23 protein-coding genes and 1 riboswitch are annotated in these 24,681 nt (G+C 45.5%); of the genes, 13 read left to right on the top strand and 10 right to left on the bottom strand.

Annotation, left to right across the window (positions count from 1 at the left end; all coding sequences use genetic code 11):
- The first annotated feature begins 19 nt into the window (after nt 1-19).
- The 10 genes from EIH25_RS03250 to EIH25_RS03295 all read left to right on the top strand — a co-directional run bounded on the left by EIH25_RS03250 (nt 20) and on the right by EIH25_RS03295 (nt 13,276).
- A complete protein-coding gene (locus EIH25_RS03250) occupies nt 20-3,463 on the top strand; it encodes a DNA polymerase III subunit alpha (protein ID WP_124098510.1) in 3,444 nt (1,147 codons plus the stop codon).
- 125 nt (nt 3,464-3,588) lie between these two features.
- Nucleotides 3,589-4,875: a pitrilysin family protein gene (locus EIH25_RS03255; RefSeq protein WP_124098511.1), complete on the top strand. Its 1,287-nt coding sequence runs from the start codon at nt 3,589-3,591 to the stop codon at nt 4,873-4,875.
- Entirely contained in the window at nt 4,872-6,164 is a 1,293-nt protein-coding gene (locus EIH25_RS03260) for a pitrilysin family protein (protein WP_243113074.1), read from the top strand. Before EIH25_RS03255 ends, EIH25_RS03260 begins: the two co-directional genes overlap by 4 nt.
- A gap of 150 nt (nt 6,165-6,314) precedes the next feature.
- Nucleotides 6,315-7,604 (top strand): prolipoprotein diacylglyceryl transferase, encoded by a 1,290-nt coding sequence (lgt, locus tag EIH25_RS03265; RefSeq protein WP_124098513.1) that lies wholly within the window; start codon nt 6,315-6,317, stop codon nt 7,602-7,604.
- Complete coding sequence (gene folD / locus EIH25_RS03270; protein ID WP_124098515.1) at nt 7,597-8,451, top strand: bifunctional methylenetetrahydrofolate dehydrogenase/methenyltetrahydrofolate cyclohydrolase FolD; 855 nt, start codon at nt 7,597-7,599, stop codon at nt 8,449-8,451. Before lgt ends, folD begins: the two co-directional genes overlap by 8 nt.
- 165 nt (nt 8,452-8,616) lie before the next feature.
- Nucleotides 8,617-8,883 carry a 30S ribosomal protein S15 gene (gene rpsO, locus EIH25_RS03275; protein WP_124098517.1) on the top strand — a complete coding sequence of 89 codons (267 nt, stop codon included), beginning with the start codon at nt 8,617-8,619 and terminating at the stop codon, nt 8,881-8,883.
- A 185-nt stretch (nt 8,884-9,068) separates the two neighbouring features.
- Nucleotides 9,069-11,186, top strand: a complete 2,118-nt coding sequence (locus EIH25_RS03280) for a polyribonucleotide nucleotidyltransferase (protein ID WP_124098519.1) — start codon at nt 9,069-9,071, stop codon at nt 11,184-11,186.
- 37 nt (nt 11,187-11,223) lie between these two features.
- Entirely contained in the window at nt 11,224-11,943 is a 720-nt protein-coding gene (locus EIH25_RS03285) for a zinc ribbon domain-containing protein (protein ID WP_124098521.1), read from the top strand.
- A gap of 166 nt (nt 11,944-12,109) precedes the next feature.
- Nucleotides 12,110-12,799, top strand: a complete 690-nt coding sequence (locus tag EIH25_RS03290) for a zinc ribbon domain-containing protein (RefSeq protein ID WP_124098523.1) — start codon at nt 12,110-12,112, stop codon at nt 12,797-12,799.
- 69 nt (nt 12,800-12,868) lie between these two features.
- The gene (locus tag EIH25_RS03295; protein WP_124098525.1) at nt 12,869-13,276 is read left to right on the top strand and encodes a hypothetical protein; all 408 of its coding nucleotides are present in this window, start codon (nt 12,869-12,871) and stop codon (nt 13,274-13,276) included.
- A gap of 84 nt (nt 13,277-13,360) precedes the next feature.
- On the opposite strand, the gene EIH25_RS12660 is transcribed toward EIH25_RS03295, so the two are convergent.
- Genes EIH25_RS12660 through EIH25_RS03305 form a run of 3 tightly spaced genes read right to left on the bottom strand, consistent with a single transcriptional unit; the run spans nt 13,361 to nt 14,633 of the window.
- Nucleotides 13,361-13,486, bottom strand: a complete 126-nt coding sequence (locus EIH25_RS12660) for a hypothetical protein (RefSeq protein ID WP_279254426.1) — start codon at nt 13,484-13,486, stop codon at nt 13,361-13,363.
- Nucleotides 13,483-13,998: a nucleoside recognition domain-containing protein gene (locus tag EIH25_RS03300; RefSeq protein ID WP_124098527.1), complete on the bottom strand. Its 516-nt coding sequence runs from the start codon at nt 13,996-13,998 to the stop codon at nt 13,483-13,485. The genes EIH25_RS12660 and EIH25_RS03300 overlap by 4 nt, the downstream gene beginning before the upstream one ends.
- A gap of 17 nt (nt 13,999-14,015) precedes the next feature.
- Entirely contained in the window at nt 14,016-14,633 is a 618-nt protein-coding gene (locus EIH25_RS03305; protein ID WP_124098529.1) for a nucleoside recognition domain-containing protein, read from the bottom strand.
- A gap of 174 nt (nt 14,634-14,807) precedes the next feature.
- On the opposite strand from EIH25_RS03305, the gene EIH25_RS03310 reads away from it, so the two are divergent.
- Nucleotides 14,808-15,053, top strand: coding sequence for an AbrB/MazE/SpoVT family DNA-binding domain-containing protein (locus EIH25_RS03310; RefSeq protein WP_124098531.1), 246 nt, complete (start codon nt 14,808-14,810; stop codon nt 15,051-15,053).
- Between the two features lie 207 nt (nt 15,054-15,260).
- Here EIH25_RS03310 and EIH25_RS03315 read toward each other — a convergent pair whose 3' ends face one another.
- The 7 genes from EIH25_RS03315 to EIH25_RS03345 all read right to left on the bottom strand — a co-directional run bounded on the left by EIH25_RS03315 (nt 15,261) and on the right by EIH25_RS03345 (nt 21,849).
- Complete coding sequence (locus tag EIH25_RS03315; RefSeq protein WP_243113075.1) at nt 15,261-15,878, bottom strand: response regulator transcription factor; 618 nt, start codon at nt 15,876-15,878, stop codon at nt 15,261-15,263.
- The gene (locus tag EIH25_RS03320; protein ID WP_124098533.1) at nt 15,875-17,005 is read right to left on the bottom strand and encodes a histidine kinase; all 1,131 of its coding nucleotides are present in this window, start codon (nt 17,003-17,005) and stop codon (nt 15,875-15,877) included. The genes EIH25_RS03315 and EIH25_RS03320 overlap by 4 nt, the downstream gene beginning before the upstream one ends.
- 21 nt (nt 17,006-17,026) lie before the next feature.
- On the bottom strand, nt 17,027-18,178 hold the full coding sequence (locus tag EIH25_RS03325) for an ABC transporter permease (protein ID WP_124098535.1): 1,152 nt from the start codon (nt 18,176-18,178) through the stop codon (nt 17,027-17,029).
- A complete protein-coding gene (locus EIH25_RS03330) occupies nt 18,179-19,276 on the bottom strand; it encodes an ABC transporter permease (protein ID WP_124098537.1) in 1,098 nt (365 codons plus the stop codon).
- A 14-nt stretch (nt 19,277-19,290) separates the two neighbouring features.
- The gene (locus EIH25_RS03335) at nt 19,291-20,238 is read right to left on the bottom strand and encodes an ABC transporter ATP-binding protein (RefSeq protein WP_124098539.1); all 948 of its coding nucleotides are present in this window, start codon (nt 20,236-20,238) and stop codon (nt 19,291-19,293) included.
- Between the two features lie 233 nt (nt 20,239-20,471).
- Entirely contained in the window at nt 20,472-21,071 is a 600-nt protein-coding gene (locus tag EIH25_RS03340; RefSeq protein ID WP_243113076.1) for a hypothetical protein, read from the bottom strand.
- A gap of 178 nt (nt 21,072-21,249) precedes the next feature.
- Nucleotides 21,250-21,849 carry an HD domain-containing protein gene (locus EIH25_RS03345; protein WP_124098541.1) on the bottom strand — a complete coding sequence of 200 codons (600 nt, stop codon included), beginning with the start codon at nt 21,847-21,849 and terminating at the stop codon, nt 21,250-21,252.
- 149 nt (nt 21,850-21,998) lie between these two features.
- Nucleotides 21,999-22,141: riboswitch (cobalamin riboswitch) on the top strand.
- Nucleotides 22,142-22,322: 181 nt separating this feature from the next.
- On the opposite strand from EIH25_RS03345, the gene EIH25_RS03350 reads away from it, so the two are divergent.
- Together EIH25_RS03350 and EIH25_RS03355 are read left to right on the top strand one after the other, a co-directional pair.
- Nucleotides 22,323-22,631 carry a hypothetical protein gene (locus tag EIH25_RS03350; RefSeq protein ID WP_206425678.1) on the top strand — a complete coding sequence of 103 codons (309 nt, stop codon included), beginning with the start codon at nt 22,323-22,325 and terminating at the stop codon, nt 22,629-22,631.
- A complete protein-coding gene (locus EIH25_RS03355) occupies nt 22,615-24,678 on the top strand; it encodes a DUF4430 domain-containing protein (protein WP_124098543.1) in 2,064 nt (687 codons plus the stop codon). Before EIH25_RS03350 ends, EIH25_RS03355 begins: the two co-directional genes overlap by 17 nt.
- Nucleotides 24,679-24,681 lie beyond the last annotated feature (3 nt).

Below are 24,681 nucleotides of genomic sequence, written 5' to 3' on the forward strand. Positions count from 1 at the left end.
TTAAAAGGAGGCTGCCGCTATGGAGGATTTTGTTCATCTTCACGTTCACAGCGAATATTCTCTTCTCGACGGCGCCTGCCGTATAAAGGAGCTTGTAGCGAGGGTAAAGGAACTGGGACAGACCGCCTGCGCCGTTACCGACCACGGCAATATGTTTGCGGCGGTGGAGTTTTACAACGAGTGCATGGCTCAGGGCATAAAGCCTATAATCGGCTGTGAGGTTTACGTTGCGCCGAGGACAAGGCTTGACAAGCTTCCGAAAATTGATTCCTCGCCGTATCACCTTGTGCTTCTGTGCGAAAACAATACCGGCTATCAGAATCTGATCAAGCTGGTATCCAAAGGCTATACAGAGGGCTTTTACAGCCGTCCGAGGGTAGACATCGAGCTGCTGGAAAAATATCACGAGGGGCTTATATGTCTGTCCGCCTGTCTGGCGGGAGAAATACCGAGAAAGCTTTCCAACGGCGATTACAGCGGCGCGGTGGAAACGGCGCTTAAATACCGTGATATATTCGGCAGGGATAACTATTTTATTGAGATACAAAATCATAAATTTACAGATCAGGAAAGAATAATACCCTATCTTATAAAGCTTTCGCAGGAAACCGGAATCCCTCTTGCCGCAACCAACGACGCTCATTATATCACAAGGGAGGACGCGTATTCTCAGCGTATACTGATGTGCATTTCAACGGCAACTACAATAAACGAGCCTTCAAAGCTGGAATTTCCTACGGACGAATTCTATATAAAATCCCAGGCGGAAATGGAAGAGCTGTTTCCGTCGGCGCCTCAGGCGGTAGTAAATACTTCAAAAATTGCTCAGCGCTGCAATGTAAGCTTTGAATTCGGCAAAACAAAGCTTCCGTATTTTCATGTCGACGGAGTGGAGGACAATGAGAAATTTCTGAGGGATATGTGCCGCCGCGGACTTTCCGAGCGATACGGAACACCCTCGGAGGAAGCCGAGGAAAGGCTTGAATACGAGCTTTCTGTAATAACCAAGATGGGCTATACCGACTATTATCTTATAGTGTGGGATTTTGTTCATTATGCAAAGACTCAGAAGATACCCGTAGGCTGCGGGAGGGGCTCGGGAGCGGGAAGCCTGTGCGCTTACTGCATAGGCATTACGGGAATAGATCCTTTGAAATACAACCTGCTGTTTGAGCGTTTTCTGAACCCGGAAAGAGTTTCAATGCCTGATTTCGATATTGATTTCTGCATGGAGGGCAGACAGCGCGTCATAGACTATGTAGTCAGAAAATACGGCTCAGATCATGTGGCGCAGATCGTGACCTTCGGAACGCTCGCTTCAAAGGCGGCGGTGCGCGACGTCGCGCGGGCTATGGGACTTTCCTACCAGACAGGAGATGTCGTTGCAAAAGCCATACCGAGAGGCACGGCGCTTGAGGACGCCATAAAAAATGTTCCCGAGGTTTCAAAAATGTACAGCAGCGACGAAAAGATAAAGGCGCTGTTGGATACCGCCGTAAAGGTTGAGGGAATGCCGAGAAACGCTTCCACCCACGCGGCGGGAGTTGTTATTACTAAGGAGCCGGTGGATTTTTACGTTCCGCTTTACGCCAGGGACGGACAGATTTCCACTCAGTATACCATGACGGTGCTGGAAAGTCTGGGATTACTGAAAATAGATTTCTTGGGACTGCGCAACCTGACTATCATAAATCACTGTCAGCTTGCGGTAAGGAAAAAGATACCCGATTTCGACGCCGAGAAGATACCCCTTGACGATAAGGGGGTATATGAAATGTTTTCTCAGGGCAGAACCGAGGGCGTTTTTCAGTTTGAAAGCGCCGGCATGACATCCACCGTTATGAGACTGCGTCCGACGGGTATAGAGGATCTTATCGCGGTTATTTCCCTTTACCGTCCCGGACCGATGGATTCGATCCCTACTTATATAAGAAACCGCCATAATCCCTCGCTTGTAACCTACAAGCATCCGCTTCTGAAAAAAATTCTGGAAGTTACCTACGGCTGTATAGTATATCAGGAGCAGGTAATGCAGATATTCAGAGAGCTTGCCGGATATTCCTACGGACGCGCGGACATAGTGCGGCGAGCTATGGCAAAGAAAAAGCACGGCGTCCTTGAAAATGAGCGTAAGGCGTTTATCTGGGGAGAAGAGGGTCAGTGCGACGGCTGCGTCAAACGGGGAGTTCCAGAAAATACGGCAAACGAGATTTTTGACGAAATGACCTCCTTTGCCTCATATGCGTTCAATAAATCCCATGCCGCGGCATATGCTACTATCGCTTACCAGACCGCTTATCTGAAATACCATTTTTACAGCGAGTATATGGCGGCGCTTATGACCGTTACCCTGCTTGAAAGCTCGGACAAGCTTAACGGCTATGTGAACGATTGTGTAAAAAACGGAGTCAAAATACTTCCGGCAGACGTAAATAAAAGCTTACGGGGATTTGTGGCTGAGCCTGACGGAATAAGATTTGCTCTGCTTGCGGTAAAAAGTCTGGGCGAAGGAGCGATCGACTCGATAGTCGGTGAAAGGGAAGAAAACGGGGATTTTAAAAGTCTTCAGGATTTCTGCACCCGCATGGCAGGAAAGGAAGTAACGGCTAAGGGCGTAGAACAGCTTATAAAAAGCGGAGCGATGGACTGCCTCGGAAATAACCGTCACGAAATGATAAACGCCTATGAAAGACTGATGCAGTCGGCAGCGCAGGAAAGCCGAGCCAATCTTGCGGGACAGCTTGATTTTTTCGGAATGGGAACAGCCGGCTATACGGATAAAGGCATAGAGCCGGCGGAAGAGTATCCTCCCGCTGCGCTTCTGGAATTCGAGCATGAGGCGCTTGGAATGTACATTTCAGGACATCCTCTTGACGAGTATATGCCTGTCGCGTATGCTTCAAAGTGCAGCGATATTTCCGATATTCATAAGTATTCCTCAGAAAACGTCAAGGGCTATCTGGACGGTGATACTGTAAATATAGTTGCCATGATAACCCACGTTAAGAATCTAAAGACCAAAAAGGGCGATATAATGTGCTTTGTCCAGGCGGAGGACAGGACGGGTACGATGGAGATAATAGCTTTCCCTAATATTTATCAGGTATCTTCGTCGATTCTTAAAAACGGCTCAATGGTTCACATATCAGGAAAAATCTCCGCTAAGGAGGACGAAAATCCAAAGCTTATCTGCGAGCTTGCTGAGCCGGTACAGCGATTCGAGGAGCTGGCTATGAGCAGAAATATCTTTGTAAGAGTTCATTCAGGCGACAGGACGCTGATAGAAAAAATCAAAGAGATCGCTGTTTCGAGCGGCGTCGGCGGTAACAGGCTCACTGTATATTTTGCCGACTTAAATAAAACCACCGCCTTTAAATCGGCTCCGTCAATGAACCTTACCAAGGATACGCTGAAGAAATTACAGCAGGCGGCGGGAGAGAAAAATGTTCTTTTTGCCAGGTAGAGGGGAAAAAGAATTTGTTCAGAATGAAATTCTTGTGAAAACAGTGGTAATTTTTAAAATGATGTGCTATAATATTATGTGTTTGCAGCTGCGCGCTGCATAATGAAAATTAAGGAGATTAGCTTATGTCTGATTTATTTGAACATAAGAGCTGTCCGGGAGGGATAACTGTTTCCTCCATAAAAGACAGCAAATTTAAATCCGGCTGTGTCGTTATACGTTTTATTCTTCCCTTAAAAGAAGAAACCTCGTCGGCTTATTCGCTTCTGGTCGATCTGCTTGCGACCTCCAATCGCAGCTATCCTTCCAGAGAGCAACTTACCGAAAGAATGGCGGAGCTTTACGGTTCGTCCGTCAACGCGTTTTCATACAGGATAGGAGATTACCAGACGGCGGGTCTTTCAATAAATTTTATAGGAGACGAATATACCATCGGCGGCGAGGTAATTTCTCTGACTGCTGTTCAGCTGCTGCTTGACTGCGTTTTTGACCCTCATCTTGAAAACGGACATTTCAGCGAAAAATATTTTCAGCTACGCAAGCAGGAGCTTATAGATCAGATCGAAAGCTCGGTCAACAACAAGCGGCAGTATGCTTTGTGGAAAGCCGGACAGGTAATTTTTGAAAACGAGCCCTGCGCTTATCCGGCGCTGGGAACGGCGGACGCTGCTGAAAGCATTACGCTTGAGGACTTGACGGAAGCATATATGACGCTTCTGTCACAGGCGGCTGTAGATATAACCTTCTGCGGAGGTCAGGATATGAGTAAGCTTGAAGCTCAGGTTCTTAAAGCTTTTAACGGGCTTGACAGAAGCCTTGCGTGCAAGCCTGTATTTTACTCCCCTTCCCCCTGCAAGAGCAGTCCCGTCCGGGCGGAGGAAGCTATGGATATATCGCAGGCAAAAATGGTAATGGCGTTTAAAGCCGGAGCGGATAAGAGCGATATTTACGCTGAAAAGGTCATGTGCGCAATGCTCGGAGGGTCGCCTACGTCAAAGCTGTTTATGAATGTGCGTGAAAAGCTTTCGCTTTGCTATTACTGCGCGGCAGGGCTTATTGAGGGAAAAAACACAATGCTTGTAGACAGCGGAGTGGATACGGATAAGATACCGACGGCTGAAAAAGAGATAGCAAAACAGCTTGAAGCTATGAAAAACGGCGATTTTACTGATCAGGAGCTGTATAATACAAAGCTGTATGTTTCGGGCGCCTTCCGCTCCAATTACGATTCGGCGGGTGATATGAACGCCTGGTATTTCTATCAGTTTGTAAGAGGGACCTCTTACTCTCCCGACCACGCTGCTCAACTGATAATGTCGGTTACAAGGGAGGATATCATAAATTCTGCCAGACGTTACGAGCTGGATACGGTTTTTGTTCTTAAACCAAACGAGGGAGGTGCCTGTAATTGAGCTATACCAAGGAAATAATCCTGAGCGAAAGAACAGGTGATAAATATTCCCTGATCCGCCATTCGTCAGGTCTTGACGTTCTTGTATGGAAAATGGACGGCTTTACAACTACGGAGGCTTTGTTCGGTACAAAATACGGTTCTGTGAACAACCGCTTCAGAACTGTGGATACGGGCGATTTTATAAGCGTGCCGGACGGAATAGCCCATTACCTTGAGCACAAGCTTTTTGAAAACGAGGACTGCGACGTTTTTGAGCTTTATGCAAAAACGGGAGCGTCCGCCAACGCGTTTACGTCGTTCTGCGAAACAGCTTATACCTTCAGCTGTTCTGAAAATTACGAAAAATCGCTGGAGATACTGCTTAGCTTTGTACAGAAGCCTTATTTTACCGAAGCGAACGTAGAAAAGGAACGGGGCATAATCGCTCAGGAAATCAAAATGAGCAGCGATTCGCCCGACAGAGCCTGCTTTTTCAATCTCCTCGGAGCGATGTATCACAATCATCCGGTGAAAATTGATATTGCGGGAACTGTGGATTCTATCCGGCAGATAACTCCGGAACTGCTGTATAAGTGCTATTATACGTTTTATAATCTGCATAATATGGCGCTGTGTATCGCGGGCAACGTTGACGAGGACAAGGTAATTGAATTATGCGACAAATATCTTATACCCGCGGAGGATAAAAAGCTTGAGGTCGCTTTTCCGGAGGAACCGCCGGAAATCGTAAAAAGACGCGTCAGCGCGGAATATACAGTAGGAACGCCGCTGTTTTCAGCAGGCTTCAAATGTCCGGCGTTTAAGGGCGTCGAAATGGTTAAAATGGAGGTCTGCGCAGGAATACTGCTTCAGATGCTTTTCGGTTCCATGACTCCGTGGTACAAGGAGCTTTTTGAAGAGGGACTTATAAATTCATCCTTCTCTTTTGAGGTGTTCAATGCCGAGGAGGGCTTTTTCACCTGCATATGCAGCGGAGAGTCCAGAGATCCTGACGAGGTGTTTAAGCGCTGTCTGCAAAGGATAGAAGAAGCCGGAAACGGAGGGCTTGAGCGCCGTTTGTTTGAGATCATACAGAAATCGCGCTACGGTTCGCTGATAAGAGGCTTCAACAACGTTGAGAACTGTGCTGAAACGATGTTTGAGAATCATTTGCAGGGGACTGACGCGTTCACTGCTTCTGATATACTTGCGCAATTGAGGTTCGAGGATATCTGCGAAGCTTTCACGGCGCTTTTCGACGCTTCAAAGGCGGCTCTGTCCGTAATTGAAAATCATGCCGGAAAATAATAAACCGGTCAGCGGTTTAGAGCAAAGCCGGAAAATTTTTGTCTTAGAACATCGGACGGTTGTGCTTTAAATCCCGGGGCGGCGCTCCGAAAATCATATTAAGAATGGAGGAAAGCCCATGCCGTATAGATTCGGCGGCGACAGCGCATTATGAGCATGGGCGTACTTATGACGCAGCTTTTACAGCTCCTCGCAAAAGACGTAAGCGAGGAAATGAGGCAAAAGATACTTGATAATCCGGACAAGGTCTTTTTTCCCAACCTAGGAAACGAAGATAGCATATTTAAGGAGGGGTTTTCCCTTGACAGAGTAATGTTCAAAATCCCGGGAACTGATTTTAATATTTATTGGTACGGTTTTCTTATCGCTCTCGGTATTCTGCTGGCAATGATCTACGGCTTCAGAAAGCTGAAATCTGTGGGGATCGATCCCGACAGAGCCACAGACGCGGTCATCGGAGGTCTTGTCGGAGCTATATTCGGAGCAAGGCTGTACTATATCGTATTTAATTCGGAAATGTCAATGAGCCAGTTTTTCAGCTTCCGCGACGGAGGACTTGCGATCTACGGAGGCGTTATAGGCGCTGTTGCCGTAGGCGGAATAATTGCAAAGCTGAGAAAGCTTAAGCTTACCGCTTTGCTGGACGTTGTGGCTCCGTGTTTTCTTATAGGACAGGCAGTCGGAAGATGGGGAAATTTCTTCAATCAGGAAGCGTTCGGCGGTAACACCGACCTTCCCTGGGGAATGATGAGCAGCGCCACAATGAACTATATAGCGGATCACTATGATGATCTCGGCGGCGCCGTATCCTCTTACGCGCCGGTACATCCGTGCTTCTTGTATGAATCTATCTGGTGTATCATAGGCTTTGTGCTGCTGCATCTTTATATGAAGCACCGCAGATTTGACGGAGAGGTCTTTCTTATGTATATCGGCTGGTACGGCTTCGGAAGATTCTTTATTGAAGCGACCAGAACCGATTCACTGTATCTTGCCAACATAAAGGTTTCCCAGCTTGTAGCCGGAACCTGCGTGCTTGCTTCTGTAGCGCTTATAATCGTACTGAGAAGCATGGTAAAAAGGCGCGACGATTACAAGCTTTTCTGCGATACCGAGCTTTCAAAGGCTCAGCTTGCCCAGTATGAAAACTATGACGAAATAAGAAAGGGCAGAAAAGAGCTTAAGGCTAAGATCAAGGAAGCAAATGCAAAGGGCGAAAGCTTTGCCGAGCTACAGAAGGAATACGACGAAAAGTACGGGAAGAATGCCAAGCAGGAGCCTGACGAATCGGAGGAAAGCAAGGCTTCCGATGAAGCAGACGGCTATAAGTCTATTCTTGCAGACGATGACGCGGAAGAAGTTTCAAAGAACGATGTTGAAGAAGATCAAGCGTCTGACGATAAAACCGATAATGAAGCGGAGGATGACGGAAATGAGTAAGATTATTGACGGAAAAGCGGTATCTGCACAGGTCAAGGAGCGCATTAAGGCTGAAACGGCTGCGCTTAAGGAGCAGGGAATCGAGGTAGGACTTGCAGTGGTTATAGTCGGCGAGGATCCGGCTTCAAAGGTTTATGTGAGAAATAAAAAGCGTGCCTGCGAGGAGGTAGGCTTTAATTCATATGAATACGCGCTGCCTGAGGATACTACCGAGGAGCAGCTGCTGGAGCTTGTTCAGAAGCTGAACGCCGACGACAAGGTAAACGGTATTCTTGTACAGCTTCCTCTGCCAAAGCATCTTGACGATAAGGTCATAATAAACAACATTCTGCCTGAAAAGGATGTTGACGCCTTCCATCCGGTGAACGTAGGAAAAATAATGATAGGCGACTACAGCTTTCTGCCGTGTACGCCCGCCGGAGTAATGGAGCTTATTGCGTCTACGGGCACTGAAATTGCCGGAAAGGAATGTGTTGTTATCGGACGCAGCAATATCGTCGGCAAGCCTCAGGCAATGCTGCTGCTGCACAGGAGCGGAACAGTAACTATCTGTCATTCAAAGACCGAAAATCTAAAAGAGGTATGCCGGAGAGCGGATATTCTGGTTGCCGCGGTGGGCAGGGCTAAAATGATAACAAAAGACTACATCAAGGAGGGCGCTGTGGTCATAGATGTAGGTATGAACCGCGATGAGAACGGAAAGCTCTGCGGGGACGTTGATTTTGAAGACTGTAAGGATAAGGCAGGCTACATAACGCCTGTTCCCGGAGGCGTAGGTCCTATGACTATCGCAATGCTTATGCAGAATACTCTGACCGCCGCTAAGGTGAAAAATAAAAAAATGTAAATTTTATATTAATACTATTTACAATTTTTCTAAACTGCTGTATAATGATTATTGTTGTGTTCTGCACAGCGCTATCCATGCAACAGAATATGGGTTAAGCCCGAAAGGGGAAAGTTACCCGCCATATTCTTTTACATCGGAAATATTTTGAAAGAGGTACGAAAAATGCTTAGAAAAGACGAAAAAACCGCGGTTATTGAAGCAAACAGAACTCACGAAACCGATACCGGTTCTCCTGAGGTTCAGATCGCTATTCTTACCAAGAGAATCAATGACCTGACTGAACACCTTAAGGTTCACAAGAAAGACCATCATTCAAGAAGAGGTCTGCTGAAAATGGTTGGTAAGAGAAGAAATCTTCTCGGTTATCTGAAGAAAAAGGATATCGAGAGATACAGAGCTACAATCGAAAAGCTCGGAATCCGTAAGTAATTTAAAAAGAAGCACTAAGGCAGAGGCATTATTTGTCACTGCCTTTTGGTGTTTATTTCAGCGGAAAGTATTGGAGAGGCGAAAGTATTTTAGCATTAAACAGAATCCGTGAGGCTGTCGCGGGGTCTGTTTATTGCTAATGCTTCGCCTGTCAATAGAGATTATTAATAGGAGGAAGTATTCAAATGTTTGAAAACTACAGAAAATTTGAAACCACATACGCGGGACGTCCCTTTATTGTTGAAACCGGAAAGACCTGTCAGCTTTCCAACGGCTCCTGCTGGGTAAGATACGGGGAAACCGTTGTAATGGCTAACGTTACGGCTTCTGAAAAGCCAAGGGAAGGAATCGACTTTTTCCCTCTTTCGGTTGATTACGAGGAAAGACTTTATTCTGTAGGAAAAATTCCGGGTTCGTTTATGAAGAGAGAGGGTAAGCCGACGGAAAAGGCGATCCTTACTTCAAGAATGGTTGACCGCCCGATCAGACCTTTGTTCCCCAAGGATATGAGAAACGACGTTTCGGTAGTTATGACAGTGCTTGCCGTCGATCCCGACTGTTCGCCTGAAATCGCGGGAATGATCGCCGCTTCAATAGCTATTTCGATTTCCGATATTCCCTGGGCGGGTCCGATCGCCGGAATCAGCATAGGTCTTGTTGACGGAGAAATAGTGCTGAATCCTACACTGGAGCAGAGAGCGGTAAATCATCTTAATCTTACCGTAGCCGGTTCTATGGAGAAGATCGTTATGATTGAAGCCGGAGCCGATGAGGTTCCTGACGACCTTATGCTTGAGGCTATTCTCAAGGGTCATGAGGAAATCAAAAAGATGGTTGCCTTTATCAATGAAATAAAGGCTGAGATCGGAAAGCCCAAGTTTGAATTTGAGTCTATGGAGCTTGACCACGATATGCTGGATGAAATAATGGCAGCAGTAGGCGAAAAGATAAAATTTGCGCTTGATACCGACGATAAGAATGTAAGGGACGCAAGAATGCAGCCCATTACCGATGAGATAGTGGAGAGCTTCAGTGAGAAGTATCCTCAGCTTCCGGAAATAATCGGCGAAGTGGTATATAAGCTTCAGAAAACGATCGTAAGAGACTGGCTGTATGAAGGCAAGCGTGTTGACGGCAGAGGAATCGACGAGATAAGACCTCTTGCCGCGGAGGTTGGACTCCTTCCGAGAGTACATGGTTCAGGTCTTTTCACAAGAGGTCAGACGCAGGTTATGACAGTATGTACTCTTGGTCCTGTAAGCGACTCTCAGAGACTTGACGGTCTTGACGAGGAGGACAGCAAGAGATATATTCACCATTACAATTTCCCCTCCTATTCAGTAGGAGAAACCAGACCCTCCAGAGGTCCCGGAAGGCGTGAGATCGGTCACGGCGCTCTTGCCGAAAAGGCTCTTGTTCCTGTAATCCCAAGCACAGATGAGTTCCCGTATGCTATAAGAATGGTTTCGGAGGTTCTTTCCTCGAACGGTTCCACCTCACAGGGCTCTATCTGCGGCTCAACTCTTGCTCTTATGGACGCCGGAGTTCCGATAAAGGCTCCCGTTGCAGGTATTTCCTGCGGTCTTATAACCAAAGAGGACGGCAGCTGGATGACTATGGTTGATATTCAGGGGCTTGAGGACTTCTACGGGGATATGGATTTCAAGGTAGGCGGAACAAAGAACGGTATCACTGCTATTCAGGTGGATATTAAGGTTGACGGTCTGACGCCGGATATAATCAAGGAGGCTTTTGAAAAAACACATAAAGCAAGAAATTATATACTTGACGAGGTAATGCTCAAGGCTATTTCCGAGCCCAGACCGGAAGTCAACAAATGGGCGCCTAAGATGTTTACCACCAAGGTGCCTGTCGACAAGATCAGGGAGGTTATCGGCTCAGGCGGAAAGGTTATACAGAAGATATCCGCTGAGTGCGATGTTAAGATCGACATTGAAGAGGACGGAAGCGTATTTGTTTCCGGACTTGACAAGGCTAAGGCTGAACAGGCTATCTCCATTATCAACACCATTGCCAACGATCCTGAAATAGGAGCTATCTATAAGGGTAAGGTTGTGCGCATTATGAATTTCGGCGCGTTTGTTGAGATCGCTCCCGGCAAGGACGGACTGGTTCATATATCCAAGCTCGATAAATCAAGGGTGGAAAAGGTGGAAGACGTCGTTTCTATCGGCGATGAAATAGTTGTAAAGGTTATGGAGATCGACCAGCAGGGAAGGATCAATCTTTCAAGGAAGGACGCTCTTGCCGATATTGAGGCAAAAAAAAGAGCTGACTCATAAATTTCATTTAAAGTAAATTTTATAGGGGGTAATTAATATGAAGTGCACTGTATGCGGAACAGAATTAGGAATCAATGACAAATTTTGTTCAAATTGCGGAACTCGCCTTGAAGAAATGCCGGGACTATCCAAGAGCGGCACGGTATTCGGTTCTAATCCGAACGCCGTAAATGAAGCCGCGGCTACTCTTAAGCCGTCCAAAAAGAGTCATAAGGCTCTTACTTCGGTTATTACTGTAGTAGTGATTCTGCTTGTAGGTATCGGGTATTTCTGCGTTAGAAATCTTGTTACAAAGACCTATGATTTTGACGGCTTTTCCATAAAGCTTCCGCTGGTTATGGACGAATCTGACGACAGCGGAGTATTGTCTGCCATGAGCGGTGCTAACGGTATGTTTGACGCTAAGGATGAGGCGTATGAAAACGGTTTTGTGTTTTTCGGTTATATAATGATTGATTTCAAGGATATTCCAGAGGATCAGATGGAGTATATGACTGAGGATATGTTTATGTCGATGATGGATACGGTTTTTGAGCAGAAGAAATCATCTAACGGCTATGAAAAGGAGAGCCTTAACGGCAACGTTTTAAAGGCGACGATTGAGAACAGCAAGGGTAATGAAGTTTATAATTACATGACCTGCATAAAAAGCGGTACGAAATATTATATTTTTGATTTTCAGTGTCTTGAAAGGTATAAGTTCATTTTCGGCAGCAGGTTTGAAAAATGGGCAGATACAATCAGCTTTGAAGATTAGTTAAATCAGATCCGTCTTGTTTTTGCAGGACGGATTTTTTATTTTTAAAGCCTAAAGTATTAAGTTGTTTTTTTGTAATTATTAAAAATATTATTTGATACTATTGACATTGTAAAAAAGTGTTGTATAATTAACGTATCATTTAATAAATATAGGGGGAATTATCGTGAAATGTAAATTCTGCGGAAATGAAGTGGTTGAGGGCGAGAAATACTGCTCCTGCGGCAATCCCGTTACATATGATGAATCAGTAAGCACAGAACAGATTTCTGCCGATAACAGCGATTTGCAGAGCGCTCCGTCCGTAGCTGTGTCAACAAGAAAAAGAGGGATACCAAGGGCGCTGGCAAGTATTTTAGTTGTAGTTGTTATTGCGCTTGCAGGTCTTGGGTATACTTATTATAAAAATATGTACAGCCTTACGCATTCCAGCACCTATAAGGAAGTGTCAGAAAGCGAATTCACTATGAAGATTCCGCGCACTCTTAAGAAAGATTCAAGCGGCGATTCGGAGTCAGTAGCATTTTATACCAGCGAAATGGCTGCCGTAAATATCGTAAAGTACGATTACAGCACTAATCCTGAAATGGAGCTTATTTCTCCGGAAGATTATATGTCATTGGCAGAGGTCGGAAGCTTTGACGGTGAATTTAAAAAAGACGGAGATCTTGTTTATGCCTGCTATAATGATTCTACAGTAGGAACGTTGGGCGACACGCAGGAGTGCTATGTCATCGAAGGTCTTTTTAAGGGCGACGACGCAATGTGGAGCGTGAACGCTTACTGCTTGTCTAAAAACAAGGAAGATTACGAGGACGCCCTTATTGAATGGGTCAAATCCTTTAAGCTGAAATAATTTTGAGCAGTTGCAAGATTAAATTCACGAAGTAAAATCAGATTATTATAAGTTGAAGAGGTATATATAATGGCAGAATTGGGGCTTAAAACAAAGGCGGAAGAATTGGTTAAACTGATGGTAGACACGATTGCAGACAAGGACTACGCAAAACTTGTATCCAGTATTCCGCCAAAGCTTTCATGGGCCTCTTTTATTGATGCAGAGCCAACATCAGAAAACGCCTGTTTAGGATTTGGAAAGTGGCTGATTGAGCAATTAGCTATGTGGGAAGATGACTACGGTAAAAAGTTTGTAGTAGACCATTTCAATAAATTGTGTATGGAAGAAGTAGACGAATCAAAACTTGAAACAAACAATCGGACTATGATATCTTATGATCCAACAAGTTTTGGGGAGTCGTTGGATTTTGGGTTTGAGATAGAGTTTTTCATGGAAAATGGACAAATAGCAGCGGTATTCGATGTGAACATATAATATCAACAGCTTCCAGTTTGTCGGTCAAACAAAACGGAAATAGAGCGGCGGGGGTCGGTATTGACTATCCCGCCGCTCTGTTTGTTACCGCTCCATATCCTGTGTCCTGAGCTGTGCGTTTTCCCGCTTTTCCTGCCGCAAGATACTGTAAACGCTCTTGCGTATCTGCTCGGCTTCTTTTACTTCTCCTTTAAGTTTTGACTTTTTCAATAAAACAGCCTTACGATCAGCGCTGAGAATACGAATCCCGCAAAATCAGCGGTAAGCGACGAGATAAAGACCGGCAATTCGGCTTTTATTTTTACGGCGGAATAATATACGGCAATTGTGTAGAAGGTGGTTTCGGTGGAGCCCATCAGAACTGAGGCGACTCTGCCGGAAAAGCTGTTCGCGCCGTAAACGGACAGAATGTTATCAAGAACCGCCAGAGAACCGCTTCCTGATACAGGACGCATCAAGGCAAGAGGAAGCGCCTGAGAGGGAAAGCCTATTTTGTCAAGTATCGGTGAAATCAGCTCCGACAAGGCGTTCAGTGCTCCTGAGGCTGAAAGCATACCTACCGCGGTCATCAGCAGCAGCAGAGCGGGAAGAATGTTTACGGCAGTTTTAAGGTTTTGGTATGCCCCCTCTGTAAAGACCTCAAACAGATCGACTTTTTTACAGATTCCGTAAAGCAGCACTGACAGTATCAAAAGCGGAGCTGCAAGATCTGAGATCAGCATTGCTTGTGCATTCTCCTTTACTTAGTTTTTGCCTGACGGATCGGCAGCGGATACTTTAAGGCCTTTTTCTTTGCGAACAGAATGTATACCGCCGCCGTACCGAAGGCTAGAGAAATCATAGAATTAAGAAGTATGGGCGCGGTACAGTCCCAGGGAGCCGCCGCTCCGTATTTCAGCCTCAATGCGCTTATAGTTACCGGAAGTATCTGAATTGACGCGGTATTCAGCAATACCAGCATTGCGACGCTGCGGGTGGTGTACGCCGCTTTTTCCTCTCTGAGTATTTCCCGCATTGCTTTGATACCCAGAGGAGTGGCGGCGTTTCCTATTCCCAGAAGATTAGCGGTTACGTTCATTGTTATCGCCTGCATTGCTTTTCCTTGCTTGTCTAGGCTGTTGAAAAACGGGTGAAGTATATGTCCGATTATTTTATTTATTCTGACGGTAAGTCCGCTTTTTTCGGCTACCGCCATTATTCCTCCCCAGAATGCCATTGCTCCGGCAAGCTGTATAACCAGCCGTACTGCGTCAACAGAGGAATTGATGGCGGCGTTCGATACTTCTGAAATGCTGCCGTTAAACAGAGAATACAATATCGCCGCAAGGATAAAAAGTATAATTGTACAATTAAGCAAATATTTCACCTCTTAGGTATTAATATACATAAACATTTATTACGGTTTTCTTAATTCTAACGTTTTGCAAGATTTTTTCCATAATAGGTATTGACATTAATCGACATTCATTGTATAATTAAGATACACACACAGGCGTGGCGTGTTAATTATTGATGAAAAGGGGCTAGATTTATGAAATCTACAGGAATCGTAAGAAGAGTTGACGAGCTTGGAAGAATCGTTCTTCCTATCGAGCTGAGAAGAACATTCGACCTGAACGTTAAGGACGCTATCGAGATCTATACTGATAACGACATGATTATCCTTAAGAAATTCCAGCGCACCTGCGTATTCTGCAACAGCGCAGAGGACGTAGTAGAGTACAAGGGCAAGACTGTTTGCTCCGAGTGCATGGCTGAGCTTAAGGGTGAAAAGTAATTTTACATAGTTGTTCGGCAAACAGGGCGGATAAGCATTCGCTCTGTTTTTATTTATATTAGCTTTGTACGGAAATATGACATAAAAACAGCTTAGCAACGGTTAAACTGATTGCTATAAAACAAAAAGCGGCGGAGCCGGCAGAAGATCAATACATGATTTTCCTGCCGGCTCCGCCGCCTTTTATGTACAGCTGATTTTTAGTTTTTATTTTGTAAGGTATTTTACCGCTATCTGCGTGCGGTGCTCCAGTCCTGTTTTTTCAAGAATAACGCTAATATAATTGCGGACTGTTCCGTTTGAAATATACAGACTGTCGGCAATTTCCTGATTTGAAAGACCTTTTGCTATAAGTCTTACAATGTCGGTTTCTCTTGCGGATAAAAGTGAAAAAACACTGTCTGCGCCTTCTGAACCGACGCGTTCCCGGACGTATTTAAGTATATCCTCCTGAAAGACGGTTCCTCCGGCGCTTACGGTTCTTATTGCGCTGAATATCATTTCCGCCGGACTGTTTTTGAGAATATATCCGCTTACTCCGAGTTTTAAAGCTTTTATAATAAAATCCTCCTCGTCGAAGGTCGTCAGCAGCAGGGGAGAGCAGAGCGACTCGTTTATCATAAATTCAGCCGCCTCGATTCCGTCCATCTCAGGCATTCTGATGTCGAGAAGAGCAACGTCGTTTTTTTGATTACGGCAAAGCGAAACGGCTTCCTTACCGTTTTTCGCTATACCCGTTATATTAAAATCGCTCTGGGACTCAAGCAGCATTTGCAGACCGTCGCGTATAAGCGCGTCGTCGTCCGCTATAAGTATGTTTATCATAGTTGCAGCTCCTGATTCAAGATAAATATATTGGTGATGGAAAAGCCGTTCTGACCGCTTCTGAACAGGCTTTTTCCTCCGCACAGCGCTGTGCGCTCTTCGATAGCTTCAAGACCGAGTCCTTTGCGGAAATCGCCGCCGCATTTTCCGTTGTCCCTGTACTCTGCTCTTATGACCTTGTTGTAGGTCTGCAGGCTGAAGGTAAAAAGATCGGCTTCTGAATGCTTCAGGGTGTTGGTAAGCGCTTCGGTAAGATTGTCGCGTATACATAGCCATATCTGCGGAGTTATCCGTTCAAGCCCGTCGGAAGCGTTTATTTCGGTTTTTATATTATAGTTTGCGGAAAAATGCTTCATTATAGTTTCAATTTCACTAAGCCCCAGAGCGCGCCGTTCCGGACGTTCCTCTCTCAGCGAAACGCGTATGCTGTCAACTCCGTTTCGGAGGTTATCTATTGCCTTGTCGATTATTTCGCCGGATTTATCAGGATTTGAAGCCATGCTTATGCGGGCGGCTTCCAGCATTATTATGCTTCCTGAAATTCCGTGACCAAGCTCATCGTGTATCCTTGCCGCAAACCGATTTCTTTCCTCCAGCGCCGCCGATTGTTTCAGCGCCGCCGAATAGCTTTTCATATCTGATAATTTTACCCTTAAATCAGCGATTTCCTGACGCTGGCTCAATGACAGCTCCTTATAGGCGGAAAGCTTTTCGATCAGCCGTTTTCCTGAAAGAAATCCTATTATACCGATAATGGTGATTGTCAAAGAGAAAAAATCCGGCGTAAAGATCATACCCAGCAGAAGCAAAACTGTTGCTGAAACGGCAAGGAAAGAAGAACCGTCGGTAAAGATGTCTATAATACAGAGTACGATTGAAATAAGCACAGGGAAATAGAAGGTCTTATCGGTATACAGGCAAACTGCTGCTCCGGCAGCCGACAATATCAGAAATGCTTTTCTGCCGTGACGGTACCGCAATGTAAAGGCCTCGGTAAAAAATAAACAGCATAAGACCAGAGCCGATATCACCGCGGCGGTAATATCAGCTGCTGACTTTATGCAATAGCCTGCCGAAGCGGCAAGCATTGTAAGCTTGAATACAAGATAGAGCAGTGCTTTATTCATATCAATAACGGCTCCGTTAAATTAATCGGCGTTTTTCCTCCGTGAATATACCGTTGCCGATATAAGATAGGTCAGCAGAGCGAAAAGCGCGAGTATACAAAGGTTCGGCATACAGCCGGCGTCAGGATCCTCCAGCATCTTCTTTATAGCGTCCATAAACCAGTACTGCGGCATTATATATGAAAAGTTCTTTATTACGCCCGCACCGTCCGGGAGGGGAAACCACGCTCCGCCAAGAATACAGCCTAATGTGGAAAAGGCTATAACCACAGTGTATATTGCCGCGCGCGACCTGACAATCATTGAAAGCAGCAGGGAGAAGCCGGTCACAAATATAATGAAAAGCAGGTAAAGCAAGGCGGCAAGGCCGTAGCTTATCCCCAGCGAATATCCCCGCAATGCCGCATAAAGCAGAGGCGCCGCTCCGAAAATAACGCACAGCGCTCCTCCGAACAGAATTGTTCCGATTATATACTCAAACGGCTTAACATTGGATATCTGTATACGCTCATAGGTTTTGGTGGATTTATCGTCAAGCACCGTATATGAAACAAATATGCAGATCGACATTACCAGCATCAGGAAAAAGCCGGAGGTAACTTCAAAGGCGTAGGCTGTGGCGTCCGCCTCGCTTTTCTCAGCCGCGTTTACAGACGTAAGCTTTGTTTCCTTATCAAGGCTTCCTTTTAAGATGTTTTTAAAAATCTCTTCGTTTCCGTCGGCTGACTGAACTGCTACCGACAGGCTTTGCATATAAATGTCCAGATATGACTGTACGAAGGCGATGTTTTCATAATCGTTTACTGTAGTTAAGGAAAGCGGCTGTACGGCGCCTCCCAGCGCCTCCGAATAAAAGTTATCCGGTATTTCTATTATAGCAGATATATCGGTATTAATCAAGAGCCTTGACTGCCTGTCGAAGGAGTTATTCTCAACGACCTCCATATTCAGGTAATCTGTCAGATAGCTTTTAAGATTTTCTGAAAGCGGGCTGTTGTCGCTGTCTATTACCCCGACGGAAATTTTTTCGGTTCCGTCAAAAGAATCTGGAACGTTCAAAAGCTTAAATGCTTCCAGACAGAAACATAGTATAATCGCTCCGGCCAGAGCGATAAAAATAAATATGTTATTTCTTTTCAGGGAGTTTTTGAATATCCTGATGATATTGCTCATTTATACCGCCTCCTTTCTGTTGAATTTAACAGCTCCGAAAATAACGAATACCGTCAGAATAACCGCGCTGGCCGCTATGACCTGAAGCGCCGCGGCTTTGTTGCCGAACAGCGTCAGTTCAAAAGCTGCCTGCTGGAGAAGATACGGAGGAAGGTAATTTGAAAAGCCTTCAATATATATTTCCTTGGAAAAAGAGCCGGAAAAGAACAGCATTATCCATGAAATCAGCTGAAATAAACCGTTGGGAGAGACTTTTTTCAAAAGAAGTCCGACAAATATGCCGACTGAAAGAAGCGCCAGCGCGGCGGAAAGCAGCATTGCAAACAGCAGCAGATTGTCGGCGGCGTCGGCGGCATAGTGAGCATTAAAAAATACGGTGCTTACGATCATAATAACGGCTATCTCTATAACGACTATAGGCAGAGAGCCTATTACCTTGGCAAGAAATATTTTGGTTCGGCTAAGGGGCGACAAATAAAGCTTATTGATCGTTTTGTTTCTTACTTCGCCGAAAAAGGTTTCGCCGCCTCCTGAAAGCGATCCCATAAACATAATCATAACTGTCATCGCGACCGCGTAGTAATCTATCATTGAACGTTCTATTCCTAGCTCTCCGGTCTTCGTATAATCCTGCTCCTCAGGCTGTATTGCTGTTAGCCGCATGGGATCTTCCATGTTTGCCGCGCAGGCGGTATAGGTCTGATTCATATAAAGAAAGCCTTGGGTCATGGCTGTAAGAGAACGGTTTTTTATGCCCTCGTTTCCAAGATAAAGCGTTATTTTGCCGTTTTCGGATTCAGCGCAGGCTGTAAGCCGTTCAGCTTTTATTTGCTCGACAGCTTCGTCCGCGGAATCAAAGTATTCAAGGCTGATAACGCCCTTTGCCTCGAGTTCCTGAAAATACTGTTCGGCGGCGTCCTGCTGTCCCTGAGAACAGTAGCCCAGCTTTATCTCGCCGATATCGTAATCCGAAACATCCAAATCTTCAAGCAGGGTACCAAGCAGAAACACCATAAGGCTCGGGAAAAGTATAACGAAAAACAGCTGATCGACCGATCTGAACAGCTCCATTACTTCTTTCTTGATTATTGCAAGCATTTTATATCACGCCCCTATCTCATTTCATGACCCGTAAGCGTCAGGAATACGCTGTCCAGGTCGGGGATCTGAGAAACAACGCTTATGACAGGCAGGCGGAATTTTCTAATGTGCTCCAGAATATCGGAAAAGTCAGAGCATTCGAGAGTTGTTTCAATTGTTATCACATCTCCGTTTACAGCAACGGCATGAACTGTAGGCAGACTTACCGTATTTTTGATAAACTGCTTTTCGTCAAAGTCGGCGGGAATTTTAGTCTTTAACTTAAAGCTTTTGTATTCGGTAACCAATGAAACCAGCTCCTGTCCCGTTCCGCACGCCACCAGCCTGCCCCTGTCGATTATGGCTATTCTGTCGCATAGCTGCTCTACCTCGTTCATATAGTGTGAGGTATATATTACAGTAGCGCCGCGGTCGCGAAGTATTTTAATGAAATCAAGAATATGCTCTCTTGACTGCGCGTCTACGCCGACCGTCGGCTCGTCCATTATGATAAGCTTCGGAGAATGAGCGATACCGCAGGCAATATTAAGTCTTCTTTTCATACCGCCCGACATATGCTTGGGCTTCATGCCGGCTTTGTCGGCAAGCCCTGTAAATTCAAGCGCCTCCTTTGCCGCCTCTTCAAGCTGTTTGCCCTTTATACCGTAAAGCGAGGCGAAAAATCTGACGTTTTCAATTGCCGACAGAAAGGGATAAACCGCTATATCCTGCGGTACTACTCCTATAAGCCTTTTGACCTCTGTCCGATGCTTTTCAATATCCATTCCGCCGATCTCAACTGTGCCTTTAGTGCAGCCGTCAAGAGTGGTGATAACGTTTATTGTTGTTGATTTTCCGGCGCCGTTAGGTCCGAGCAAGCCGAATATTTCACCCTTTTCCACCGAAAAGCTGAGATTGTCTACCGCGCAGAAATCTCCGTAATTCTTTACCAGGTTTTTTACCGATACAAATACGCTCATGCCGATCCGTCCTTTCTTTATTTCAAGTATATCACAAAAACGCCGAAAGGGTAAGTTACATTTGAAAGACTTTGATATTACATTTGTCACATTATTTCAGGCAAAAGCGGGTTGCATGGTATTGTTCTAAGTTTTCGCAATCCGGCGCGGCGTAATATCATTACTTTATCTGACCGCAATAAAAAGAGCCTTCGATTTTCCGAAAGCTCTTTATTGTATAAGAAAGAATTTTGCTATTGCTCGTTAAACCCGCTGTAATGTTCGGGATAGTTTTCAGTCAGATATTCATTAAGAAAATCCTCGGATTTGCTGCGTATATCCTTGCTTGTATCTTCGGGCAGAACCTTGATTATTTCGTCAACCGTATTTTTAAATTTTTTGTTGTACGGATTAAGTCCGCCGCAGTTATGAACGGTTTTTCCGTCTGAATCGCACAAAGAGATATTTTCGTAGCTTCCGTCGCAGGAATTTTCGTCGCCGCAGTTTTTGATTTTGTTGATACGGTTCTTTTCTATTACGGAAATGATGTTCTGTTTCTGCTCCTCGGTAATATCAAAGGTTTCACCATAAATATAATCAAAACTCACTGTCGTTTCAGAGTCGATCACATAGTTGAAATTACTGCAATAGACCTCGACGGTGTTGTTATCCTTGACCTCTATATTCAAGGATATACAGTCAAAGGGCGTCCAGCAGGTAGGAGTGGTTGTATATCTGCATACGATAGGTGTATATGAGATTTCTTCTTTCGGTTCGTCTTTCTGCTCGTCAGCGCCGCACCCTGTAAATAATATTGTAAGCAGCAGCGCCGTAAATAGTTTTCTGAATTTCATGTTAATCGTCCTTTCTGTGCGGTCCTCGTCGTTAAATTTTTTATTGCTTTTGATATATCTAAGAAAAACCTCCTGCGTAATGTCCTGTGCATCGCTTCGCTTATATAAATAATACTTGATAAAACGCCGAAAGGTTTCAAAAAATTTTTCGGCAAAGAAAATGCCCGGTAACGGGGTGTCAGAGCTTTCCGCCCTCCATCAGGAAGGTGGCTTCCATGTCGGCGATATGAACCGCGAGCGCCAGAGGAAACATTTCAAGAGCTCTGCCGATTGTGTTTTTGTTTTCTTCGCCGGAGAAGCCCATGTGCCAGCGTATGGCAAAGGCTTCCTCTCGGGTAAGGCGCATAAAGCCGCTTATTATGTAAACTGATTTTTCGCCGTGACCGTAGGGAAGCTGATCGTGAAACTCAAAGTAAGGAACCTTTTCCCAGACGCCGTCCTCGTTTTTGGCGTTGCGGTAGCTGATCCTGTACAGGTTTATCTTGCACAGATCGTGAAGCAGCGCGACGATGGCTATGCTTTCGTCAGAAAAGTCAAGTCCGTAGTTTTCCCTGACGCGCTCGCGTTCGCAGTAATCCTTCAGACACTCGTAAACGTTGATCGAATGCTCGCATAAGCCGCCTTCGTACGCTCCGTGATATCTGGTAGACGCAGGTGCGGCAAAGAAATCGCTGCTTTCGGACAGCAGCCAATCCAGCAGCCGCTCAGAGCCGGGTCTTGTAATATGTTCCTTGTAAATGCTGATAAATTTGTCCTTGAGGGATTTTATATTTTCCATTTCCGTACCTCCGTTTTCTTAGGTCTTTTTATTATTATAGCATAGTATCGGAAAAAAGAAAAGCATTTTGAAAATATTCTTGACAGTTTATAAGAAAACGTGTTATAATGCTAATGGCAATATGCGTATTTTTCTGCATAGCCTCAAATCGAATATTCTCAGGGACGCGGTTTGAAAAGTTGTTAACCTAGTAAGTAATTGGGAATCCGGTTCGAATCCGGAACAACCGTCATTACTGTGTTTGGCGTTGCCGCCATAAGTCAGAATACTCCCGCGTCCTCAGCGGTATTGCCGTCTTGGACGAAGAAGAAGCGCAGCCGGCTTTTGCGGAGATTTGTCTTCGGTAAGCAGACGTATGTATTTTTTCTGAGTTTATCTGGCTTGCCGCGCTCTGTTTTTATAAGTCTGTTGTGCTTTCTTTGCTTTTTAGCTTTGAAAGCGTTTTTTATTGTCTGAGAGAAAGGAATCGTATGATGAAAAAAGACGAAAAAACAGAAATTGCTGTGAATATGCTGACAAGTAAAAGCGCTGAGCTCGGACGGCTTCCAAAGAGAAGCGATTTTGAAAGCAGTGACGTGTGCTTTATCAAGCAGAAGCTCGGACCTTGGCCCAGAGCTTTGGAGCGCGCGGGGCTTAAAGAGGCGGTTAAGCCTTCCGCGGCTGAAAGAAGCCGGGAAAAAAGAACGCGCGCGAAGGAAAGAAGGAAAGCCGGAAAAACAAACGGCTTAAATTACGTCTCAAATAAATTTGACGGAGGAAAAGAAAATGAAAATCACTGCTAAAATTTTATCCGCGGCAGCGGCAATTTTTGCCTGTTCGGTAAGCTGGTCGACGTTTGCGGAGGACGGAACAGGAAAGGTGAGAGTAACAGTTGAAAACAATACGTTTTCAATTGCTGAAGGCGCGGCATGGGACGGAGAACTGCTGGACGTATGGATCGACGTTGATGAAGCGGCAGAGTTGGCTGACGCAGTTAAAGCTGCTTTTGAAGACAGCGGCTATTCGATTTCCGGGCTGGACATGGGCTATGTGACTGATATCAACGGAGTCGGAATCGACACCGCGGCCGATATGGGCGGTTGGATGTTTACGCTGAACGACTGGTTTACCAACGAGGTCATGTCTGCCTACACTGTATCTGACGGCGATGAGATATGCTTTCAGTATACCTGCAACTGGGGACCTGATATAGGAAGCGACTGGTCCAGCGGCAGCACTCTGCTTAAGGATTTGGTATTCAGCGCCGGGACTCTTGACAAAGCATTTGATCCGCAGGAGAAAGAGTATACTCTTTCTATAACCGACGGCTCGGAGAGCGTAAAGGTCGTTCCGACTGCTGAAAACAAAAACTTTCAGGTAAGGACCTATAAAACCAATTATACTCCTGAAGCCGACGGAAGCGAATATAAAAGAAGCGAATATATTCCGGTTTCAAACGGCGACGTACTGTATATAGGCGTAGGAAATTCCTCCTGGCCCAGCATGAACAGCGGACAGACCGAAACCGTATATTCTGTAAATATCGTTTCGGAGAAGGAGTCTGATATTTCCGACCAGCTTGCGGCTGACGAGGTGGACGGCCTTATAGCTCAGATCGGAGAGGTTACTATTAACAGCAAATCGGCGATTGAAAAAGCCCGCGCGGCGTATGCAAGGCTTACGGACGCCCAGAAGGCTCTCTGCAAAAGCTATGATGTGCTTGTTGCGGCAGAGGAAGCATATGCTAAGCTTGTAGAGCAGAAGCTTTCTTCTTTTGACGAGATATTTGAAAGCGTGGGCGATAGTCTGCTGAGCGGCGGTATTCCGCAGGTAAGCTCGGTGGGAGGAGAATGGACGGCAATAGGTCTTGCGCGAAGCGGAAGGATCACCGATGAATTTTCCGAGGGATATTATGAGAACGCCGTTAATTACTTAAGAGCAAACGGCTCGGCAAAGCTCAGCAACACAAAGTCGGCTGATAATTCGAGAATGATTCTGGCTCTCACCTCGCTGGGCTATGATGTTACCGACGTCGGGGGATATAATATTCTTGAGCCCCTTTCAGATTTTGATTATGTCGTTAAGCAGGGAATAAACGGCGCGGCATGGGCTTTGATCGCTTTTGATTCAAACAATTATGATATTCCCGTTTCGGATTCAGATAATCCGGCCTCAAGAGAAAAGCTGGTGGATTATATTATTTCACAGCAGCTTTCAGACGGGGCGTTTTCCCTTGACGGAGAAAATGCGGATATTGACGTAACCGCTATGGTTATAACGTCGCTGGCTCCTTATTATGAAGATGAAACGGTAAAAGCGGCTGTGGATAAGGCGCTTGATATGCTTTCCGCTTCGCAGAACGGCGACGGAACGTTTTCTTCCGGCGGACAGGCAAACTGCGAGAGCGCCGCTCAGATGATCGTTGCGCTTTCAAGCCTCGGAATTGATCCTTCGTCTGATGAGAGATTTGTTAAGGACGGCGTTTCAGCGCTTGACGCTTTGAAGCTGTTTTATATTGACGGCGGCTTTAAGCATACTTCTGACAGCTCGTCGGTAAATCAGATGTCTACAGAGCAGGGATATTATGCAATCGCCGCGTATTACAGATTTGTTGAAGGAAAAAATACGCTGTTCGATATGACTGACGTTGTAAGCGTAAATAATCCGGCAGTTGGAAACACAGACGAAAGCTCGGAACAGAATACGTCGGATATTGCTTCCTCTTCATCTGAAAGCAAGTCTGACGATAAAGTACCGGCTACAGGAAGCTTATCCGGCGCAATTGCAATCATGCTTGCCGCAGTTTCGGCGGGAGCGGCAATGACTTTAAAGAAAAAGTCGGAAAAATAATCT

Origin of the sequence: Ruminococcus sp. Marseille-P6503 (genome assembly GCF_900604945.1) — a bacterium.
Taxonomy (GTDB): domain Bacteria; phylum Bacillota; class Clostridia; order Oscillospirales; family Ruminococcaceae; genus FB2012.